The sequence below is a fragment of the Actinoplanes sp. NPDC051513 genome (assembly GCF_044454685.1).
Classification (GTDB): domain Bacteria; phylum Actinomycetota; class Actinomycetes; order Mycobacteriales; family Micromonosporaceae; genus Actinoplanes.
In genome coordinates, this window is the sequence record NZ_JBITDW010000036.1 from 1 (window position 1) to 15,034 (window position 15,034).

At 73.0% G+C, this 15,034-nt stretch carries 16 protein-coding genes and 1 pseudogene; 8 read left to right on the top strand and 9 right to left on the bottom strand.

What is annotated here, in order from left to right; translation table 11 throughout:
- Positions 1-148 precede the first annotated feature (148 nt).
- Positions 149-1,153 (bottom strand): AraC family transcriptional regulator, encoded by a 1,005-nt coding sequence (locus ACIA5D_RS48060; protein WP_396037420.1) that lies wholly within the window; start codon positions 1,151-1,153, stop codon positions 149-151.
- Between the two features lie 70 nt (positions 1,154-1,223).
- Between ACIA5D_RS48060 and ACIA5D_RS48065 the strand changes: the two genes are divergently transcribed.
- The 3 genes from ACIA5D_RS48065 to ACIA5D_RS48075 are packed head-to-tail and all read left to right on the top strand — an operon-like array spanning position 1,224 to position 4,407.
- Positions 1,224-2,681 carry a flavin-containing monooxygenase gene (locus ACIA5D_RS48065; protein WP_396037515.1) on the top strand — a complete coding sequence of 486 codons (1,458 nt, stop codon included), beginning with the start codon at positions 1,224-1,226 and terminating at the stop codon, positions 2,679-2,681.
- Entirely contained in the window at positions 2,678-3,541 is an 864-nt protein-coding gene (locus tag ACIA5D_RS48070) for an SDR family NAD(P)-dependent oxidoreductase (RefSeq protein ID WP_396037421.1), read from the top strand. The genes ACIA5D_RS48065 and ACIA5D_RS48070 overlap by 4 nt, the downstream gene beginning before the upstream one ends.
- Positions 3,538-4,407 carry an alpha/beta fold hydrolase gene (locus tag ACIA5D_RS48075; RefSeq protein ID WP_396037422.1) on the top strand — a complete coding sequence of 290 codons (870 nt, stop codon included), beginning with the start codon at positions 3,538-3,540 and terminating at the stop codon, positions 4,405-4,407. The genes ACIA5D_RS48070 and ACIA5D_RS48075 overlap by 4 nt, the downstream gene beginning before the upstream one ends.
- Here the strand turns inward: ACIA5D_RS48075 and ACIA5D_RS48080 are convergent.
- The 5 genes from ACIA5D_RS48080 to ACIA5D_RS48100 all read right to left on the bottom strand — a co-directional run bounded on the left by ACIA5D_RS48080 (position 4,364) and on the right by ACIA5D_RS48100 (position 7,808).
- On the bottom strand, positions 4,364-4,813 hold the full coding sequence (locus tag ACIA5D_RS48080; RefSeq protein ID WP_396037423.1) for a SitI3 family protein: 450 nt from the start codon (positions 4,811-4,813) through the stop codon (positions 4,364-4,366). The two genes, ACIA5D_RS48075 and ACIA5D_RS48080, sit on opposite strands and share 44 nt — an antisense overlap.
- Positions 4,814-4,828: 15 nt before the next feature.
- The gene (locus ACIA5D_RS48085) at positions 4,829-6,034 is read right to left on the bottom strand and encodes a hypothetical protein (RefSeq protein ID WP_396037424.1); all 1,206 of its coding nucleotides are present in this window, start codon (positions 6,032-6,034) and stop codon (positions 4,829-4,831) included.
- On the bottom strand, positions 6,034-6,339 hold the full coding sequence (locus ACIA5D_RS48090) for a type VII secretion target (RefSeq protein WP_396037425.1): 306 nt from the start codon (positions 6,337-6,339) through the stop codon (positions 6,034-6,036). The genes ACIA5D_RS48085 and ACIA5D_RS48090 overlap by 1 nt, the downstream gene beginning before the upstream one ends.
- A complete protein-coding gene (locus ACIA5D_RS48095; protein ID WP_396037427.1) occupies positions 6,332-6,715 on the bottom strand; it encodes a YbaB/EbfC family nucleoid-associated protein in 384 nt (127 codons plus the stop codon). The genes ACIA5D_RS48090 and ACIA5D_RS48095 overlap by 8 nt, the downstream gene beginning before the upstream one ends.
- Positions 6,716-6,797: 82 nt before the next feature.
- Positions 6,798-7,808 (bottom strand): hypothetical protein, encoded by a 1,011-nt coding sequence (locus ACIA5D_RS48100; protein ID WP_396037428.1) that lies wholly within the window; start codon positions 7,806-7,808, stop codon positions 6,798-6,800.
- Between the two features lie 107 nt (positions 7,809-7,915).
- Between ACIA5D_RS48100 and ACIA5D_RS48105 the strand changes: the two genes are divergently transcribed.
- On the top strand, positions 7,916-8,770 hold the full coding sequence (locus ACIA5D_RS48105) for a LysR family transcriptional regulator (protein ID WP_396037429.1): 855 nt from the start codon (positions 7,916-7,918) through the stop codon (positions 8,768-8,770).
- A 102-nt stretch (positions 8,771-8,872) separates the two neighbouring features.
- On the opposite strand, the pseudogene ACIA5D_RS48110 reads toward ACIA5D_RS48105, so the two are convergent.
- Positions 8,873-9,253, bottom strand: a pseudogene (locus ACIA5D_RS48110) (hypothetical protein); the annotation flags it as partial.
- Positions 9,172-10,311 carry an ABC transporter substrate-binding protein gene (locus ACIA5D_RS48115; RefSeq protein WP_396037430.1) on the bottom strand — a complete coding sequence of 380 codons (1,140 nt, stop codon included), beginning with the start codon at positions 10,309-10,311 and terminating at the stop codon, positions 9,172-9,174. The pseudogene ACIA5D_RS48110 and the gene ACIA5D_RS48115, both read right to left, overlap by 82 nt.
- 92 nt (positions 10,312-10,403) lie before the next feature.
- Between ACIA5D_RS48115 and ACIA5D_RS48120 the strand changes: the two genes are divergently transcribed.
- The 4 genes from ACIA5D_RS48120 (at position 10,404) to ACIA5D_RS48135 (ending at position 14,591) form a co-directional block, all read left to right on the top strand.
- Positions 10,404-11,165, top strand: coding sequence for a 3-hydroxybutyrate dehydrogenase (locus ACIA5D_RS48120; RefSeq protein ID WP_396037431.1), 762 nt, complete (start codon positions 10,404-10,406; stop codon positions 11,163-11,165).
- 9 nt (positions 11,166-11,174) lie between these two features.
- Entirely contained in the window at positions 11,175-13,079 is a 1,905-nt protein-coding gene (locus ACIA5D_RS48125; protein WP_396037432.1) for a helix-turn-helix domain-containing protein, read from the top strand.
- Positions 13,072-13,701, top strand: a complete 630-nt coding sequence (locus tag ACIA5D_RS48130) for a class I SAM-dependent methyltransferase (RefSeq protein ID WP_396037434.1) — start codon at positions 13,072-13,074, stop codon at positions 13,699-13,701. The genes ACIA5D_RS48125 and ACIA5D_RS48130 overlap by 8 nt, the downstream gene beginning before the upstream one ends.
- Before the next feature lie 80 nt (positions 13,702-13,781).
- Positions 13,782-14,591 (top strand): alpha/beta fold hydrolase, encoded by an 810-nt coding sequence (locus ACIA5D_RS48135; RefSeq protein WP_396037436.1) that lies wholly within the window; start codon positions 13,782-13,784, stop codon positions 14,589-14,591.
- A 3-nt stretch (positions 14,592-14,594) separates the two neighbouring features.
- Here ACIA5D_RS48135 and ACIA5D_RS48140 read toward each other — a convergent pair whose 3' ends face one another.
- Complete coding sequence (locus tag ACIA5D_RS48140; RefSeq protein WP_396037437.1) at positions 14,595-14,846, bottom strand: three-helix bundle dimerization domain-containing protein; 252 nt, start codon at positions 14,844-14,846, stop codon at positions 14,595-14,597.
- Between the last annotated feature and the right edge of the window lie 188 nt (positions 14,847-15,034).

The following is a 15,034-nucleotide window of genomic DNA, read 5'->3' on the forward strand; positions in this document are numbered from 1 at the left end:
GGGGGGGGGGCCCCCCGGGGTGGGGGGGCGGCCCCGCGGGGGGGGGGCGGTGCCCCGCCGGGTGGGGGGGTTGCCCCCCCCGGGGGGGGGGGGGCCCCCGGGGGGGGGGCCCCCCCCCCACTTCGGGCGGCGGGGCAAAACCGCAGGTCTAGGCGGCGCGGCGCAGGTCGCGCGGGCTGGTGCCGTACCAGCGGCGGACCGCGCGCGTCAGCGCCGATTGCTCGGTCAGGCCGACCATCGCGGTGATCTGCGAGAACAGGATGTCCGTCGTGGTGATCAGGCGATGGGCGGTGGCCCGGCGCACGTCGTCGAGCAGTTTCTCGTACGTCGTGCCGTCGAGAGCCAGGCGGCGCTGCAAGGTGCGCGGGTGGATCTGCAGGCGCCGGGCGACCGCGGCGATGTCGACGGCCGACGAGCCGAGCGACTGGGTGATCAGCCGGCGGACCCGGTCGGCCAGCGGCTGCTCGGGAGCCTTGAAATGGTTGCGCATGTAGTCGAGGGCCACTTCGCGCAGCACGCGATTGCCGCCGTTCACCCGGGCGTCCCGGATCGTGGCCGGCACACGCAGCAGGGCCGACGCCTGCCCGAAGCGGACGTCCGCCCCGAAGAACTCGGTGTAGCGGGCGACCGGGGCGAGCGGACGGTGCGTGAGGTGCACCGAGCGCAGACCGTAACGGCCCCCGGCGAGCAGCACCGTGATGCGGTGCAGCAGCCCGAGCCCGTTGTCGCAGACCTGCGGCGGGAGCGGATCGAGCTCGGTCGAGCCGTAGCGCAGCGCGACCACCCCGGGCCGGCCCGACGGGTCGGGCGCCTGGGCGATCGTGAGGGCCGGCGAGTGCACGAACAGGAACCGCGTCGCGCAGTCGAGGGCCTCGCCGAGGGTGGCCGAATTCTCGATCGCGATGGCCAGCGGCCCCAGCACCGCGATGTCCTGCCGGGCGGCGAGCCGCAGGCCCAGATCGGGGCAGTCGCGGTCGGCGGCGGCCGCCTCGAGGATGCGGCCGGCCGCCAGCGACGGGATCACCGCGTCGTCGGTGTCGAGCAGGGCCGCGTCGACGCCGTGCCGCGCCAGCAAGGCCCGGCCATCGCCATCGAGCTCGTCGATGAGGCCGGGCAGTCCGCGCAGCCCGGCGGCCCGGACCATCGATCCCATGTCGCGAAAGGATAAATCAGTGTCGCGCGAGGGCAAGTCCGGCGGCGGGGTCCGTAACGAGACTGACACCATGGCCGAACATTTCGACGTTCTCATCATCGGCGCCGGCCTGTCCGGGATCGGCGCGGCCTGGCGGCTCCAGGAGCAACTGCCCGGCAAGACGTACGCGATCCTCGAGGCCCGCGACGCGATCGGCGGGACGTGGGACCTGTTCCGCTACCCCGGCGTCCGATCCGACTCGGACATGTTCACGCTGAGCTACCCGTTCCGGCCGTGGCGGGAGCCGGAGTCGATCGCCGCCGGCGACAAGATCCGCCGCTACATCGAGGAAACCGCGGCCGAGGGCGGCATCACGCCGCACATCCGTTTCGGCGCCCGGGTCGCCACCGCCGACTGGGCCGGTGACCGGTGGACCCTCCGGCTGGCCGACGGCACGACGCTGACCTGCGATTTCCTGTACGCCTGCGCCGGCTACTACGACTACGCGACCGGCTTCCAGCCCGATTTCCCGGGCATGGCCGATTTCGGCGGCACGCTGGTCCACCCGCAGTTCTGGCCGGAAGACCTCGACTACCGCGGCAAGAAGGTCGTGGTGATCGGCAGCGGCGCCACGGCCGTCACGCTCGTGCCCGCGATGGCCGGCGAGGCCGGGCACGTGACGATGCTGCAGCGCTCGCCCACGTACATGACGGTGCTGCCGCAACGGGACGTCATCGCGAACGGGCTGCGGCGCGTGCTCCCGGCCAAGGCGGCCAACCGGCTCGCCCGCGCCAAGAACATTCTGCTGACGCAGGGGTTCTACCAGCTCGCGCGGCGACGGCCGGCCCGCGTACGCAAGATCTTGCGCTCTTTCGCCGTGCGCGCCCTGAAAGACCCGGCCTACGTCGACGAGCATTTCAACCCGCGTTACGAGCCCTGGGATCAGCGCCTCTGCGTGATTCCGTCGGGCGACCTCTACGAGGTCCTGCGCGACGGCAGCGCGTCGATCGTCACCGACCACATCGAAAGTTTCGTGCCGGAAGGCATCCGGTTGCGCTCGGGCCGCGTCCTGGAGGCCGACATCGTCGTCTCGGCGACCGGCCTGTCGCTGCTGCCGGTCGGTGGCGTGCGGGTCACGGTCGACGGCGCGCCGGTCGAGATCGGCGAGCACACCGCCTACCGCGGGATCATGCTCAGCGGCGTACCCAACCTCGCCTACTGCATCGGCTACGTGAACGCCTCTTGGACGCTGCGCGCCGATCTCGTCCACCGCTACGTGATGCGCCTGCTCAAGCACATGGACCGGCACGGCTACGCCGTGGCCGCGCCGAAGGATCTCGGTGGTCAGGGCCGTCCATTGCTCGATCTCTCTTCCGGGTACGTGCAGCGCGCGCTCGACAGGTTTCCGCGCCAGGGCCAGAACGACCCGTGGCTGGTGCGCCAGAACTATCTCAGCGACGCCCTCACCCTGCCCCGCGCGGACGTCACCCGCGACATGACCTTCACCCGCCGTCCCGCCCCCGTCCCCCTGGAGGAGATCGCCTCATGACCCCGTACCTCTTCGCCGGCCGCACCGCGTTGCTGACCGGCGCGGCCAGCGGCATCGGCGAACAGCTGGCCTACGGCCTGGCCGCGCGCGGCAGCGACCTGGTGCTGGTCGACGTCGACGCGGCCCGCCTCAAGGACGTCGCCGCCCGGATCGACCGGGTGCACCCGGGCCGGTCGGTGCAGACTCTCGTCGCCGACCTCTCCTCCCGCGCCGACGTCGACGGCGTCGCCACCCAGGTCCTCGCGGAGCACCCCTCGCTCGGCCTGCTGATCAACAACGCCGGGATGGCGCTGGGCGGGCGCTTCGACCAGGTCACGGTCGACGAGTTCGAGAAGGTCATGAACGTCAACTTCCGCGCGCCTTTCCTGCTGACCCACGCGCTGCTGCCGGCGCTGAAGGCCGCGCCCGGCGCGCACCTGGTGAACGTGTCGAGCCTGTTCGGGCTGATCGCGCCGGCTGGGCAGTCCGCGTACAGCGCCAGCAAGTTCGCGCTGCGGGGGCTGAGCCAGGTGCTGCACGCCGAACTGGCCGACGACGGAATCGGCGTGACCACCGTGCACCCGGGCGGCATCCGTACGCGGATCGCGGAGAACGCCCCGGTCGGCAGCGGCGTGCCGGCCGAGGAGGTCGAACCCAACCGGAAGATCTTCGCCAAGCTGCTCACGTACCCGCCGGACAAGGCCGCGCGGCAGATCCTGGACGCCGTCGCCAAGCGCAAGGCCCGCGTGCTCATCGCCTCCAGCGCCAAGGTCCCCGACCTCCTCGCCCGGCTGCTGCCGGTCGCCCACGAACGCATCGTGCGCGCGGCGACCTCGGCGCGGGTTTCCAAAAGCAGCGCGCCGCAGGGAGTGGCCCGATGAGCTACGTCGACGTCCGCCACGCGCGCATTCGCTACGAGGCCACCGGCGACGAGTCCGCGCCGCCGGTGGTGCTGCTGCACGGGATCGGCCGGAGCCTCGAGGACTGGTCGGCCCAGCACCGGTTGCTCGCGGAATCCCACCGGGTGATCAGCATCGACATGCCCGGCTTCGGCCTGAGCCAGCGCCACCCCACCTCCACGACGCTGGTCTCGCTGTCGGACGGCGTGTGGGCCACCCTCGAGGCGCTCGGTCTCGACCGGAACCGCCCGGTCCACCTGATGGGCAACAGCCTCGGCGGCGCCGTGTCGATGCAGATGCTGGTCGACGACCCCGGCCGGGTGTCGACGCTGACCCTGGTGAACAGCGCCGGGTTCGGCAAGGAGGTGACGTTCGCGCTGCGCATGCTGGCGATCCCCGGCATGGGCCGGGCCCTGCTGTCGCGCATCGACCACCGCACGGCCCCGCGCGTCGAGCGCAACCTGTTCGCCGACCGCGCGATGGTCACCCCGGAACGCATCGAGACGGCCATCAAGATCGCCCAGCAGCCGGACTTCGCCGCGGTGTACCTGGAGATAGCCAAGGCCCTGGGCGGCTTCCGCGGCATCGCCGCCGGGTGGCGCTCGGAGCTGCTGCCCCGGGTGGCCCGCCACGACAAGCCCACCCTGCTGGTGTGGGGCGACCGCGACCACATCCTCCCGGCGGCCCACCTGGCGGCGGCGCGGGCGGCGCTCCCCCAGGCCCGGTGGCACCTGTTCGAGCGCACCGGCCACATGCCCCAGATCGAGCAGCCCGAGGAGTTCGCGGCGCTGGTGCGGCCGCTGCTCAGAGCAGAGGCTGCGGAAGCACCTGGCTCGGGAACTGCGTAAGCAAGGCCGCGGTTTCGCGGTTCTCCGCCCAGTCCGCCCAATCGGCGCCGAAGGTGACCGTGCCGGCGACGGTCCGCATGACGGCCTCCTCGCCGTTGAACAGCAGCACGCCGTCGGCGCCGGCCAGGCCGATGACGACGCCGGCCATCAGCGCGGTGTTGTGCTCCTCGAGCTCGGGGTGCCTCGAGGAGAAGCGGAACCGCACGGTGATGCGGTGCGGGAACCCGAACAGCTGGGGCGCCACGGCCTCCTCACCGGGGTCGACCCGGTAGGCGGCCACCTGCAACCCGTCGCGGACCACGGTGCCGTCCTCGGTCACGAGGCCGCCGATGGCCGCCGCGACCTGGGACCGGACCGCCTCGGTGGAGAGGTCCGCCGCCCCGTAGTAGGTGTACTCGATCGCCATGGTGCCTTCCGAAAATCACGAGAACGGGTAGAACGGGACGACCTTGCCATCCTTCACCACGAGGATCTCCTTGAGGCCGTTGATCGGCTTGCGCTCGAGCACGCCCCGGATGTCCTCCATCGATCGTGGGCAGTCGTCGAGGTTGAGCACGATGCGGTCGGCCTGGCCCTCCTTGACCTTCCCGCTCACCTCGTCGCGGATGTTGTCGAGGTTCTTGCTGCTCGGGGCGTAGTTGTCGAAGTACTCGCCCTCGACCTTGTAGTCCGGTTCCTTGCCGTTGGGCTTCGGGGGCGGGTTCTGCTCGACGTCGTACCCGTGCTGCGACAGCGTGTCGGCCGACTCGTTCTCGCGGCGCAGCGGCCGGTCCTTCTTCTTCGTGGGGTGCGCGTCGGTGCGGCGGCCACGCGGCTTGTTGCCCGGGCCGGGCTTGCCCGACGGGACGGTCCCACCCTCGCGGCCGCGGCGCAGCTTGCTGAGCAGCTTCTTGATGGCCTCGATCGCCTCGCCCATCTTCTTGCCGAGGCCGCGCAGGTGCTCGAGGCTCTTGATCAGGCCCTTGAGCCACTTGGCGATGCGCGCGCCCCACGACGCGCACAGCGTGCTGACCTGCTCGACCACCAGCGGCGTGGCCAGGCCCAGGCTGAAGACCTCCTCGGCCGCGTACGTGATCAGGCGCGACACCAGCACCGCGATCGCGTCGCGCACCATCATGCGTACGCCCGCCACCAGCATGCCGGCGCCCTCGGTGATCGCCGCCATGGTGTCGGCCGCGCCGGCCAGGGCGCCGACGGCGTCCTTCTGCTGGCCGGTCCACGTGCGGTACGCGTCGGCGGCCGCGCCCTTCCACTCCTCGGTGTCCCAGCGGACGGCCCGGTCGAGGTCGCCGGCCCGGTCGCGCAGCGAGCCCGCGATGTTGCGCCAGGTCTGCGCGTGCGCCGAGATCTGGCCGGGGTCGCCGGCCAGCCAGTCGAGCGCCTCGGACAGCGGCTTGACGTGCTCGATGATCCACGCGACGCCGTACTGCAGGAGGCTGCCGATCGGATCGGAGATGAACGCGAGCGCGTCGAGCCCGGCCGAGACGGCGCCGAGCGTGACGTCGATCCAGCTGCCGCTCTTGACGCCGGCGAGGATCGTCTCGATGTCCTCGGCGATCCACACGCCCGCCCACGGGTCGGCCGAGATGTTCGGGTTCGCCACCGCGACCAGTGGCGGCCTCGGCATCATCGCGTGTTCCGGATGCGGTCGGCGGCGCCCGAGTCGCTGCCGTCGTAGTCGGCGGCCGTGGCGCGCAGGGCGTCGGCGGTGTCGTGGGCGGAGTCGGCGGCCGTGTTCATGCCGTCGACCATCGACTGCTGCAGGCCGTTGAGCAGCGCCGGCACGAACTGGCACAGCTGCCCGTACGCCCCGGTGTCGGTCTGCACGGCCTGCGCGGCCTGGGCCGCGGTGGTGAGCCCGTCGCCGATGCCGTCGACCTCGCCGGCGTGCGAGGTGAGGGAGGCCGCGTTGACCTGGAAGTGGTCACTCATGCGGCTCGGCGCCCAGTCGCTTGCGCAGCGATTCCATCAGCATGCGCCCGGTCTCGGTCTCGGCGCCCACCGTCTCGGCGGTGACCTCCTCGAACTGCCGGACCACCTTGGCCTGCGCCTCGCGCAGCATCGCCATGATCTGGTCGGACGTCTCGGCGGCGGGCTGCTGCCGGATGCGGTCGTCGAGGTGCAGCCGCTGGATCTGCCCTTCGGCGCCCACGGTCACCTCGACGAGCCCGTCGCGGCTGCGCGCGGTCGCGGAGATCTGCGCGGCCCGCCGGGCGAGTTCCTGCGCCTGCTCGGCGCGCTGCGTCGCGGACCGCTCCCACTCGTCGATCCGCTGGAGCGCCGCGTCCAAGGACTGATCGTCGAACATTCCCGGCAGCATAGCGAAACCCGTCCATGTCCGGTCACCCGTCGCGGTGACCGTCCACCTTCACGCGGAACGACATCGCCGGTCAGATGATGAATCGGCCGCCGGCCGCCTCGGCCAGGGAGGCGCCGAAGAGGGCGCCCGGGGTGTAGGCGCCGGGCCGGCCCTCGTCGTGGGCCAGGCGCCGCGCGACCTCGGCCGCGACGGCCGCGGTGAAGGCCATGCCCTCGGGCGCCTGCAGCCAGGCCTCCCGCGTGGTGCCGTCGGACCAGGTCGCCTGCGCCCGCGCCCACGAATGCGTGCGGGCCGGGGGCTTCACGGGAGGGGACATCGCAGCCAGGCGGCGCTTGGCGAAGCGGGAGACAGCCGGGATCGACAGCAGCGCGGCGGCCAGGGGCAGCACGGCGCGGGCCGCGAGGCCGGAAGGCGCCTCGGCGTTGGCCGCGACGACCGACGGCGCGCCGCTCGCGCGCTGGGCCGCGATCAGATCGCCGGTGGGGACCGAGACGGTCGAGGCCGTCGTGCCGTCGGGAAGCGTCAGGCGGGCGTGATCGCCGCCCAGGCGAGCGGCGACCATCCGGCCGCCGGCATAGCGACGGCCTCCCGACGAGATGGCGTCGACGAGCGTGCCGGCCAGGGCCTCGCCGACCTTCCCGGGGACGGGCTCGATCATGGCGAGGCCGTCGACGCGTACGTGTGATGGTTGTGCGCGGCCCTCGCAGAGGCGCAGCACCACGCTCTCGGCGGCGAGGACGCCGAATCCGGCGCCGGTGACCAGCGTGCGGCCGGCGTCCTCGGCCGCGGCATCGCGGGACAGCACGTCGGCGATCGTGGTCACGTCGTTGGCCAGGTCGACATAGTGATAGCCGCCGTTCAGCAGCGGCCGGCCGATGGTGTTGACCACGACCTTCGGAGTGGCCGCGGCCAGCGCCGAGGGGATGTCGGCGGTGAGCACCGGCCGGCCCCCGGTGGCCGCGGCCACCTCTGCCAGCCGCGCCCGGTTGCGGCCGACCAGCACCAGGTCCTCGCCTTTGAGCAGTGCGGCTATCGCGCTTCCGGTGCGGCCCGTGGCGCCCAGCACCCAGATCTCGTTCATGCCGTCAGCGTGGCGCGGCGAGCCGGGCCGGCGCCAAAGCTTGTCTCGCATGGCGCAATGCGATCTGGGCATGAGGCCTGGTCAGAGGGCAGCGATACGCTTCGGGCATGGACTTGGATCTGCGGCTGGCCCGGTATTTCGCGGCGGTCGCCCAGCACGGCCATTTCGGCCGGGCGGCGGTCGCGCTGCACATCACGCAGCCGTCGCTCAGCCGGCAGATCCGGGCCCTCGAACAGCAGGTGGGAGCGCGGCTGTTCGACCGCACCCCGCAGGGCGCCCGGCTCACCGCGGCGGGGCAGGTGTTCCTGACGCACGCCACCGCGCTGCTGAAAGCGGCCTCGGTCGCGGTCGCCGACACCCGGGCCGCGGCCTCACCGGCCCGGCTGACCGTGGGCTACCTGCACGGCGTCATCGTCACCCCGGCCGTCGCCGTGCTGCGCCGGCAGCACCCCGGCGCGGAGGTGCGCACGCTGCACCTGGCCTGGAACGACGCGCGCCCGGCGCTGCTCGAGCGGCGGGCCGACGCGGTCGTGTGCCGGCTGCCGCTGGTGACCGACGGCCTCGAGGTGACGGTCCTCTACGCCGAGCCGCGGGTGCTGCTGATCCCGGTGGGGCACCGGCTGGCCGGCAAGGAATCGGTGACCCTCGACAACATCGCCGGCGAACCGCTGCCGCGGATGGCCACCGACCCGGTGTGGAACGACTTCTGGCGGGCGGGCAGCACCGCCACCGGACCGCTGCTGACCTCCGTCGAGGACAAGGCCGAGCTGATCGCGTCGGGCGAGATGGTGGCGATCGTGCCGGCCGGGCTGGCCTCCTACCGGCCCGATCTGACCGAGGTCCCGCTGCACGGCGTCGACCCGGCCCACGTGGTGCTGGCGACCCGGGCGGACGAGCGCGGGCGGCTGCTCACCGACCTCCGCAAGGCGGTGCGGGCGCACCTCACGGCCCCACCTCGTTAGCGGCGCGCCACACCGCCGCACGGCGGGCCGACGCGCGGAGAGCCAGGCGTCCTGGACGACCTCGGCGAGCTCGCCCCGGGTGAGCTCGTGGATCCGGCTCGCCCGCAGCAGCACCGACGGGTGACCGTTGAAGTGCGGCGTCGTGAAGAACGGCGTCGACTCGTCCTGGACGAGCGCCTCCTTGTCTCCCTGCGATTCCACCCAGAAGACGATCACATCGGTGTAGCGCTCGCCGGTCGACGGGTCGACGGCGTCGGGCCGCGGGTTGCGGAAGAACACGAACGACTTGCCGCCCACCTGGTAGACCGGATTGTCGCCGGTCCCCCACTCGACCGTGACGTGCGGCATCGACTCGGCGATCTCGTGCACGTCCGCGACCGTCGCCGGCCGGCTGTCGTCGCTCATGACAGCGGCGGCGTTGTCTCGGCGGCGGTGAACACGCGGTCCGGGACGGCGCTGATCACGCCGGAGGCGCCCACCCATGTCAGCCGGCCGCCCCACACCTCCTGCTCCAGCAGGTGGTCCTGACGCCGGACGATCAGCCCCTTCTTGACCCCGTCGAACTCCAGCCCCTCGAGCGACTCGATCATCTTGTCGACGCTCTGCGGGCCGTACTGGAAAGCGCGGACGGCCATCTGGGAGGCCGCGAACCCATCGGCGTGGCCGCTGTCGGTGCGCCGGCCGGGCACGGTGGCGCGCAGCACCTGGTACGCGCTGTTGTTCGCCACCGCGTCGACGTACGGCGTCACGACCTTCAGGGCGCCGGCCGCCACGCCGTACTGATACCACGTCGACCTGGCGCCGAGGATCGTGATCGGCTCGGCCCCCGACGGGATCGCCGTCCACAGCTTCGGCGCCGGTCTCGGCCAGTCGACGTAGATCTGGCCGGCCTTGATCCGGCTGACCGCCGCGAAGTCCTTCGTGGTCGCGGGCAGGACGATCGTCGCGGCCGCCCCGAGCACCGAGGCGGCCTTCGCGGCGCGGGCCTTGTCGGCGGCGAGCACGACCAGGCGGCCGCCGGGCTTCACGTACGTCTTGGCGGCCAGCAGCAGCTGGGTGATCTCGGGCCCGTCGCGGAATGTGTACCGGTTGATGCCGGTCAGCTCGTCGGCCGTGGCGGTGGCCGGGATGAACAGGACTTTGCGGCGGTCCGCGACCTCGGCCAGCCGCAGCGCGACCGCGTCGGTGAACCCGCCGATCAGGATGCGGCAGCCCCGGTCGGCCAACTCTTCCGCGGCCGCCGCCGCGACGGCCGGGTCACCCCGGTCGTCCACCTTCGTCGTCTTGATCGTGCGGACGCCGACCTTGTTGGAGCGGCTGGTCACCCAGAGCAGGCCGATGCGCAGACCCTGCTCGTACCGGTTGCTCTCGGCGATGGTCAGGCGGTCGCCGCCGGTGCGGGTCCAGAGCAGGCCGATGTCGAGGGTCTTGCCGGGGGCGCCGCCGCCGGTGCCCGGATCGACCGGGCGGGCGCAGCCGGCCGCGGTGGCGGCCAGCGAGCCGAGCGCGGCGCCGAGGAGAGCGCGTCGGGAGACATTCATCGCGGCTGAAAACTACCGCACAGAGGCAACGTCCCGGGTGTGTGGGGCGCGCACATGTGCGGGGGCCCGCGGGTGGTCGTAGGTTCGCGGACATGACGACTGTGGTCGAACTGGATCTGTCGGGCCGGACCGCGCTGGTGACCGGCGGCGGCAGCGGGATCGGGCGGGCGTGCGCCGTGCGGCTGGCCGCGGCGAAGGCCTCGGTGATCGTGGTGGACATGGACGCCGCGGCGGCGGAGGCGGTCGCCGAGGAGATCGGCGGCCAGGCCGTGGTCGCCGACCTGAGCGACCCCGCGGCGATCGCGTCGATTCCCGCCGACGCCGACGTGCTGGTCAACAACGCCGGGCTGCAGGTCGTCGCGCCGCTCACCGACTTCCCCGACGACAAGTTCGCGCTGATCCAGCAGGTGATGGTCAACGCGCCCTTCCTGCTCACCAAGCGCGTCCTGCCCCACATGTACCGGCAGGGCTGGGGGCGGATCGTCAACATCTCCTCGGTGCACGGGCTGCTCGCCTCCCCGTACAAGTCGGCTTATGTCGCTGCCAAACACGGACTGGAGGGCTTGTCCAAGGTGACCGCCCTCGAAGGCGCCCCGCACGGGGTCACCTCGAACTGCATCTGCCCCGCCTTCGTGCGCACGCCGCTGGTCGACAAGCAGATCGCCGACCAGGCCGCGATCAACGGCATCCCCGAGTCCGAGGTCATCGAGAAGATCATGCTGGACCGCGCGGCCATCAAGCGGCTGATCGAGCCGGACGAGGTCGCCGAGCTGCTCGCCTACCTCTGCACCCCGCCCGCCGGCCTGATCACCGGCTCGTCGATCACGATCGACGGCGGCTGGACCGCACACTAGTTTTTCATCATGCTCGAGTTCCTCACCCTCCTCGCCCGGGAGGCCGCGCCCGTCGAGTTCGAGCGGCCGCTGCTGGCCGCCCGCCAGTCCGGCGCGCCCTCCGCCGAGCTCGCCGCGATCGAGGAGATCAAGATCGCGGCGTTGCGGGTGCGCGAGCTCCTCGAACGCCGCCGGCGTCGCGAGGAGGAGCTTTCCGCCCTGTACGACACCGCGAGCGACCTCGCCGGGCTCCGCGACCTCGACGCGGTGCTGCGCGCGATCGTCCACCGGGCGCGCACGCTGCTCGGCGCCGACGTCTCGTACATGACGCTCGACGATCCGGAGCGCGGCGACACGTACATGCGGATCACCGACGGCTCGGTGGCGGCGAGCTTCCAGTCGCTGCGCCTGCCGGCCGGCGCCGGGCTGGGCGGCCTGGTCGCGGTCTCGGGAACGCCCTACTCGACCGCCGCCTACGGCAAGGATCCCCGTTTCCACCACACCAAAGAGATCGATTCCGGCGTACGGGACGAGGGGCTGGTCGCCATCCTCGGCGTGCCCCTGCTGCTCGGGTCGACGGTGATCGGCGTCCTGTTCGCCGCCAACCGCACCGAGCGCCCGTTCGCCCGCGAAGAGGTCGCCCTGCTCGCCTCCCTGGCCGCGCACGCCGCGATCGCCATCGACACGGCGCGCCTGCTCACCGAGACCCAGGCGGCGCTGGCCGAGCTGTCGGCCGCCAACGAGGTGATCCAGGCGCACAGCGCGTCGGTCGAGCGCGCCGCGGCCGCCCACGACCGGATGACCGCCCTGGTGCTGCGCGGCGGCGGCGTCGACGACGTGGCCGCCGACCTGGTCGGCATCCTCGGCGGCCTGCTGCTGGTGCTGGACGCGCAGGGCCGGACCCTCGCCACCGCCGCGTCGCCCGGCGCGGCGGCGCCCTCCGGCGACGTCGACCTCGCCGCCGCCGTCGCGGCGTCGCGGGCCGAGGGCCGCAGCGTTCAGCGAGCCGACGCGTACGTGGCGGCGGTCGCGGCCGGCGCCGACAACCTGGGCGCCCTCGTCTTCCACCCCACGATGCCCCTGGAGGGCGCCGACCAGCGGATCCTCGAACGGGCCGCGCAGATCACCGCCCTGCTGCTGCTGTTCCGCCGCACGGTTGCCGAAGCCGAGGGCCAGGTCCGCGGCGAGCTGCTCGACGACCTGATCGCCGGCCCGCTGCGCGACGAGGAGGCGCTGCGCACCCGGGCCGCCCGCCTCGGCGTGACCCTCGACGAGCCGCACGTCGTGGTGGCCGCCGCCGACCAGGCCTCGGGCGGCCTGCGCCAGCGGGCCCTGTCCTGGGCGCGCACCTTCGCCGCGACCCGGGGCGGCCTGGCCGCCGGCCGCGACGGCCGCATCGCCCTGCTCCTGCCCGGCGCCGACCCCGCGGCCGCCGCCCGCGCCGTCGCCAAGGAGCTGGGCCGCGCCCTCTCCCGCCCGGTCACCGCCGGCGGCGCCGGCCCCGCGTCCTCCCCCGCCGCGGTCGCCGGCGCGTTCCACGAGGCCGACTCCTGCGCCACCGCCCTGCTGGCGCTCGGCCGGGTGGGCGACGGCGCGAGCCACACCGAGCTCGGATACGTGGGCCTGCTGCTCGGCGACCGCCGTGACGTGCCCGCCTTCGTCCACGCCGCCGCCGGCCCGGTCATCGACTACGACGCGCGGCGCGGCACCGCCCTGCTCAAGACCCTGGAGGCCTACTTCGCGGCCGGCGGCAGCCTCGCCCGCGCCGCCGAGTCGCTGCACGTCCACGTCAACACCGTGACCCAGCGCCTCGACCGGATCGGCCACCTGCTCGGCCCCGACTGGCAGACCCCGTCGCGGGCCCTCGACCTCCAGCTGGCCCTGCGCCTGCACCGCCTGCAGGGCCCCCTCTCCGCCGTCACCGGCCATGAGTGACCCCGAGACGCCGACCGGCAAGGCCCGCCGGGTCTGGGACAAGGCGGCCCCCGACTACGACCGGCAGATCGCCTTCATGGAACGGATCTGGTTCGCCGGCGCCCGGGAATGGCTCGGCGGCCGCGCCCGCGGCCGGGTCCTCGAGGTGGCCGTCGGCACCGGCCGCAACCTGCCCTACTACCGGCCCGACGTCGAGCTCGCCGGCATCGAGCTGAGCCCGGCGATGCTCGCGATCGCCCGCCGCCGCGCCGCCGGGAACGGCCGCGCCGCCGACCTGCGCGAGGGCGACGCCGAGCACCTGCCGTACCCGGACGCCTGTTTCGACACCGTCGTCTGCGCGCTGTCGCTGTGCACGATCCCCTCGCCCGCGGCCGCCATCGCCGAGATGCGCCGGGTCCTGGTCCCCGGCGGCCGCCTCCTGCTGGTCGACCACGTCCGCAGCACCTGGCCGCCGCTGCGGGCCGCGCAGTGGCTGGCCGAGCGGATCACCATCCGCACCGCCGGCGAGCACTTCACCCGCCGCCAGCTCCCCCTGGTCGAGGCGGCCGGCTTCACGCTGGTCGAGACCGAGCGCCTCAAGGCCGGCACGATCGAGCGCCTCCACGCGGCCAAGCCACAGTGATCGCCGGCCACATACGAGGCCGGAGTGGGATGTGCGCGGCCACCATGTGGGAGCGCACCAATCGTGCCTAGGCTGCTCGCGTGGAGGAGATCGACGTTCCGGTCCGGGGTGGTTCGCTGCGGGTGCTGGCCTGGCCCGGCGACGGTCCCGTGGTGCTCGCGGCCCACGGGATCACGGCCAACGCGCTGTCCTGGGCCGCCGTGGCACGGGAGCTCGCGGGACGCGTACGGATGATCGCTCTTGACCTTCGTGGCCGCGCACGCAGCGCGAGTCTTCCCGCTCCCTACGGCATGGCCGCGCATGCGGCCGACCTGATCGCCGTGGCCGACCACTTCGGGGTGTCGCGGGTCGGCCTGGCCGGCCACTCGATGGGCGGTTTCGTGGTGACCGCGACCGCCGCCCGCTACCCCACCCGAGTCGGGCCGGTGCTCCTGGTCGACGGCGGGCTGCCCCTGCCGACGCCGCCCGGCATCGACGTGGACGCCGCGCTGCTGGCCACGATCGGCCCCGCGATGCGCCGCCTGTCGATGACGTTCCCGACCGCCGACGACTACCTGACGTTTTTCAAGAGCAACCCCGCGCTCGGCCGCTCGTGGAACCAGGACATCGCCGCCTATGTGCTGCGCGACTACACCGGAACCGGCTCGTCCTGCAACATCGACGCGATCCGCGCCGACGCCCGCGACATGCTCACCGCCCCCGCGCCCGCCGAGTACCCGATGCTGGCCGCCCCGCGCGGGCTGCAGGACGAGGAGACCGGCATGTACCCGGCCGCGGCCCTGGCGGCGGCGGGCGCCGAGATCGTCCCCGGCGTCAACCACTACACGATCCTGCTGGGCGACGGCGCCACCCTGGTGGCGAACCGCATCGCCGCGATGACGACCGCCTGAGGGTCAGCCGGCGTCGCTGCCGCGCACGTGGACCGTTTCGCCGCGTTCACGCAATTCCTCGGTCACCTGGCCCTCGGTCATGGCGACCAGGTGGGCGTCGACCGTGGCGTCCTCCTTGAGCCGCCGGTAGGTCGCGTGCACCCGCTCGTCGAGCTCCGCCCGGTCCACGTCCGGGAACCGCTGGGCCAGGGTGTCGACCTCCCGGCGAAGGGCGGTCTCGGGGTCGACGACGCCGTCGGTGGCAGGTTCGGTCATGACGTGCCTCTTTCCGCTCGGGGATCCCTCACCGGCTTTGTTCCCCGGCCGGCGCGCATCGACACACTCGCCGTCGGGGCCTGTTCGGGCGGGGCCCCGGAAAGTGAACACTCCGCGAACGACCGCATGCCCGGTGGCCGTGCAGGGCAACAATCCGCCGGAGGCAAACGACGACAAGCGAGGTGCCG

What these genes read in the sequence shown, in the direction of transcription:
- ACIA5D_RS48060 (WP_396037420.1), bottom strand. Translation starts at nt 1,153, where the DNA reads ATGGGATCGATGGTCCGGGCCGCCGGGCTGCGCGGACTGCCCGGCCTC.
- ACIA5D_RS48065 (WP_396037515.1), top strand. Translation starts at nt 1,224, where the DNA reads ATGGCCGAACATTTCGACGTTCTCATCATCGGCGCCGGCCTGTCCGGG.
- ACIA5D_RS48070 (WP_396037421.1), top strand. Translation starts at nt 2,678, where the DNA reads ATGACCCCGTACCTCTTCGCCGGCCGCACCGCGTTGCTGACCGGCGCG.
- ACIA5D_RS48075 (WP_396037422.1), top strand. Translation starts at nt 3,538, where the DNA reads ATGAGCTACGTCGACGTCCGCCACGCGCGCATTCGCTACGAGGCCACC.
- ACIA5D_RS48080 (WP_396037423.1), bottom strand. Translation starts at nt 4,813, where the DNA reads ATGGCGATCGAGTACACCTACTACGGGGCGGCGGACCTCTCCACCGAG.
- ACIA5D_RS48085 (WP_396037424.1), bottom strand. Translation starts at nt 6,034, where the DNA reads ATGCCGAGGCCGCCACTGGTCGCGGTGGCGAACCCGAACATCTCGGCC.
- ACIA5D_RS48090 (WP_396037425.1), bottom strand. Translation starts at nt 6,339, where the DNA reads ATGAGTGACCACTTCCAGGTCAACGCGGCCTCCCTCACCTCGCACGCC.
- ACIA5D_RS48095 (WP_396037427.1), bottom strand. Translation starts at nt 6,715, where the DNA reads ATGTTCGACGATCAGTCCTTGGACGCGGCGCTCCAGCGGATCGACGAG.
- ACIA5D_RS48100 (WP_396037428.1), bottom strand. Translation starts at nt 7,808, where the DNA reads ATGAACGAGATCTGGGTGCTGGGCGCCACGGGCCGCACCGGAAGCGCG.
- ACIA5D_RS48105 (WP_396037429.1), top strand. Translation starts at nt 7,916, where the DNA reads ATGGACTTGGATCTGCGGCTGGCCCGGTATTTCGCGGCGGTCGCCCAG.
- ACIA5D_RS48115 (WP_396037430.1), bottom strand. Translation starts at nt 10,311, where the DNA reads ATGAATGTCTCCCGACGCGCTCTCCTCGGCGCCGCGCTCGGCTCGCTG.
- ACIA5D_RS48120 (WP_396037431.1), top strand. Translation starts at nt 10,404, where the DNA reads ATGACGACTGTGGTCGAACTGGATCTGTCGGGCCGGACCGCGCTGGTG.
- ACIA5D_RS48125 (WP_396037432.1), top strand. Translation starts at nt 11,175, where the DNA reads ATGCTCGAGTTCCTCACCCTCCTCGCCCGGGAGGCCGCGCCCGTCGAG.
- ACIA5D_RS48130 (WP_396037434.1), top strand. Translation starts at nt 13,072, where the DNA reads ATGAGTGACCCCGAGACGCCGACCGGCAAGGCCCGCCGGGTCTGGGAC.
- ACIA5D_RS48140 (WP_396037437.1), bottom strand. Translation starts at nt 14,846, where the DNA reads ATGACCGAACCTGCCACCGACGGCGTCGTCGACCCCGAGACCGCCCTT.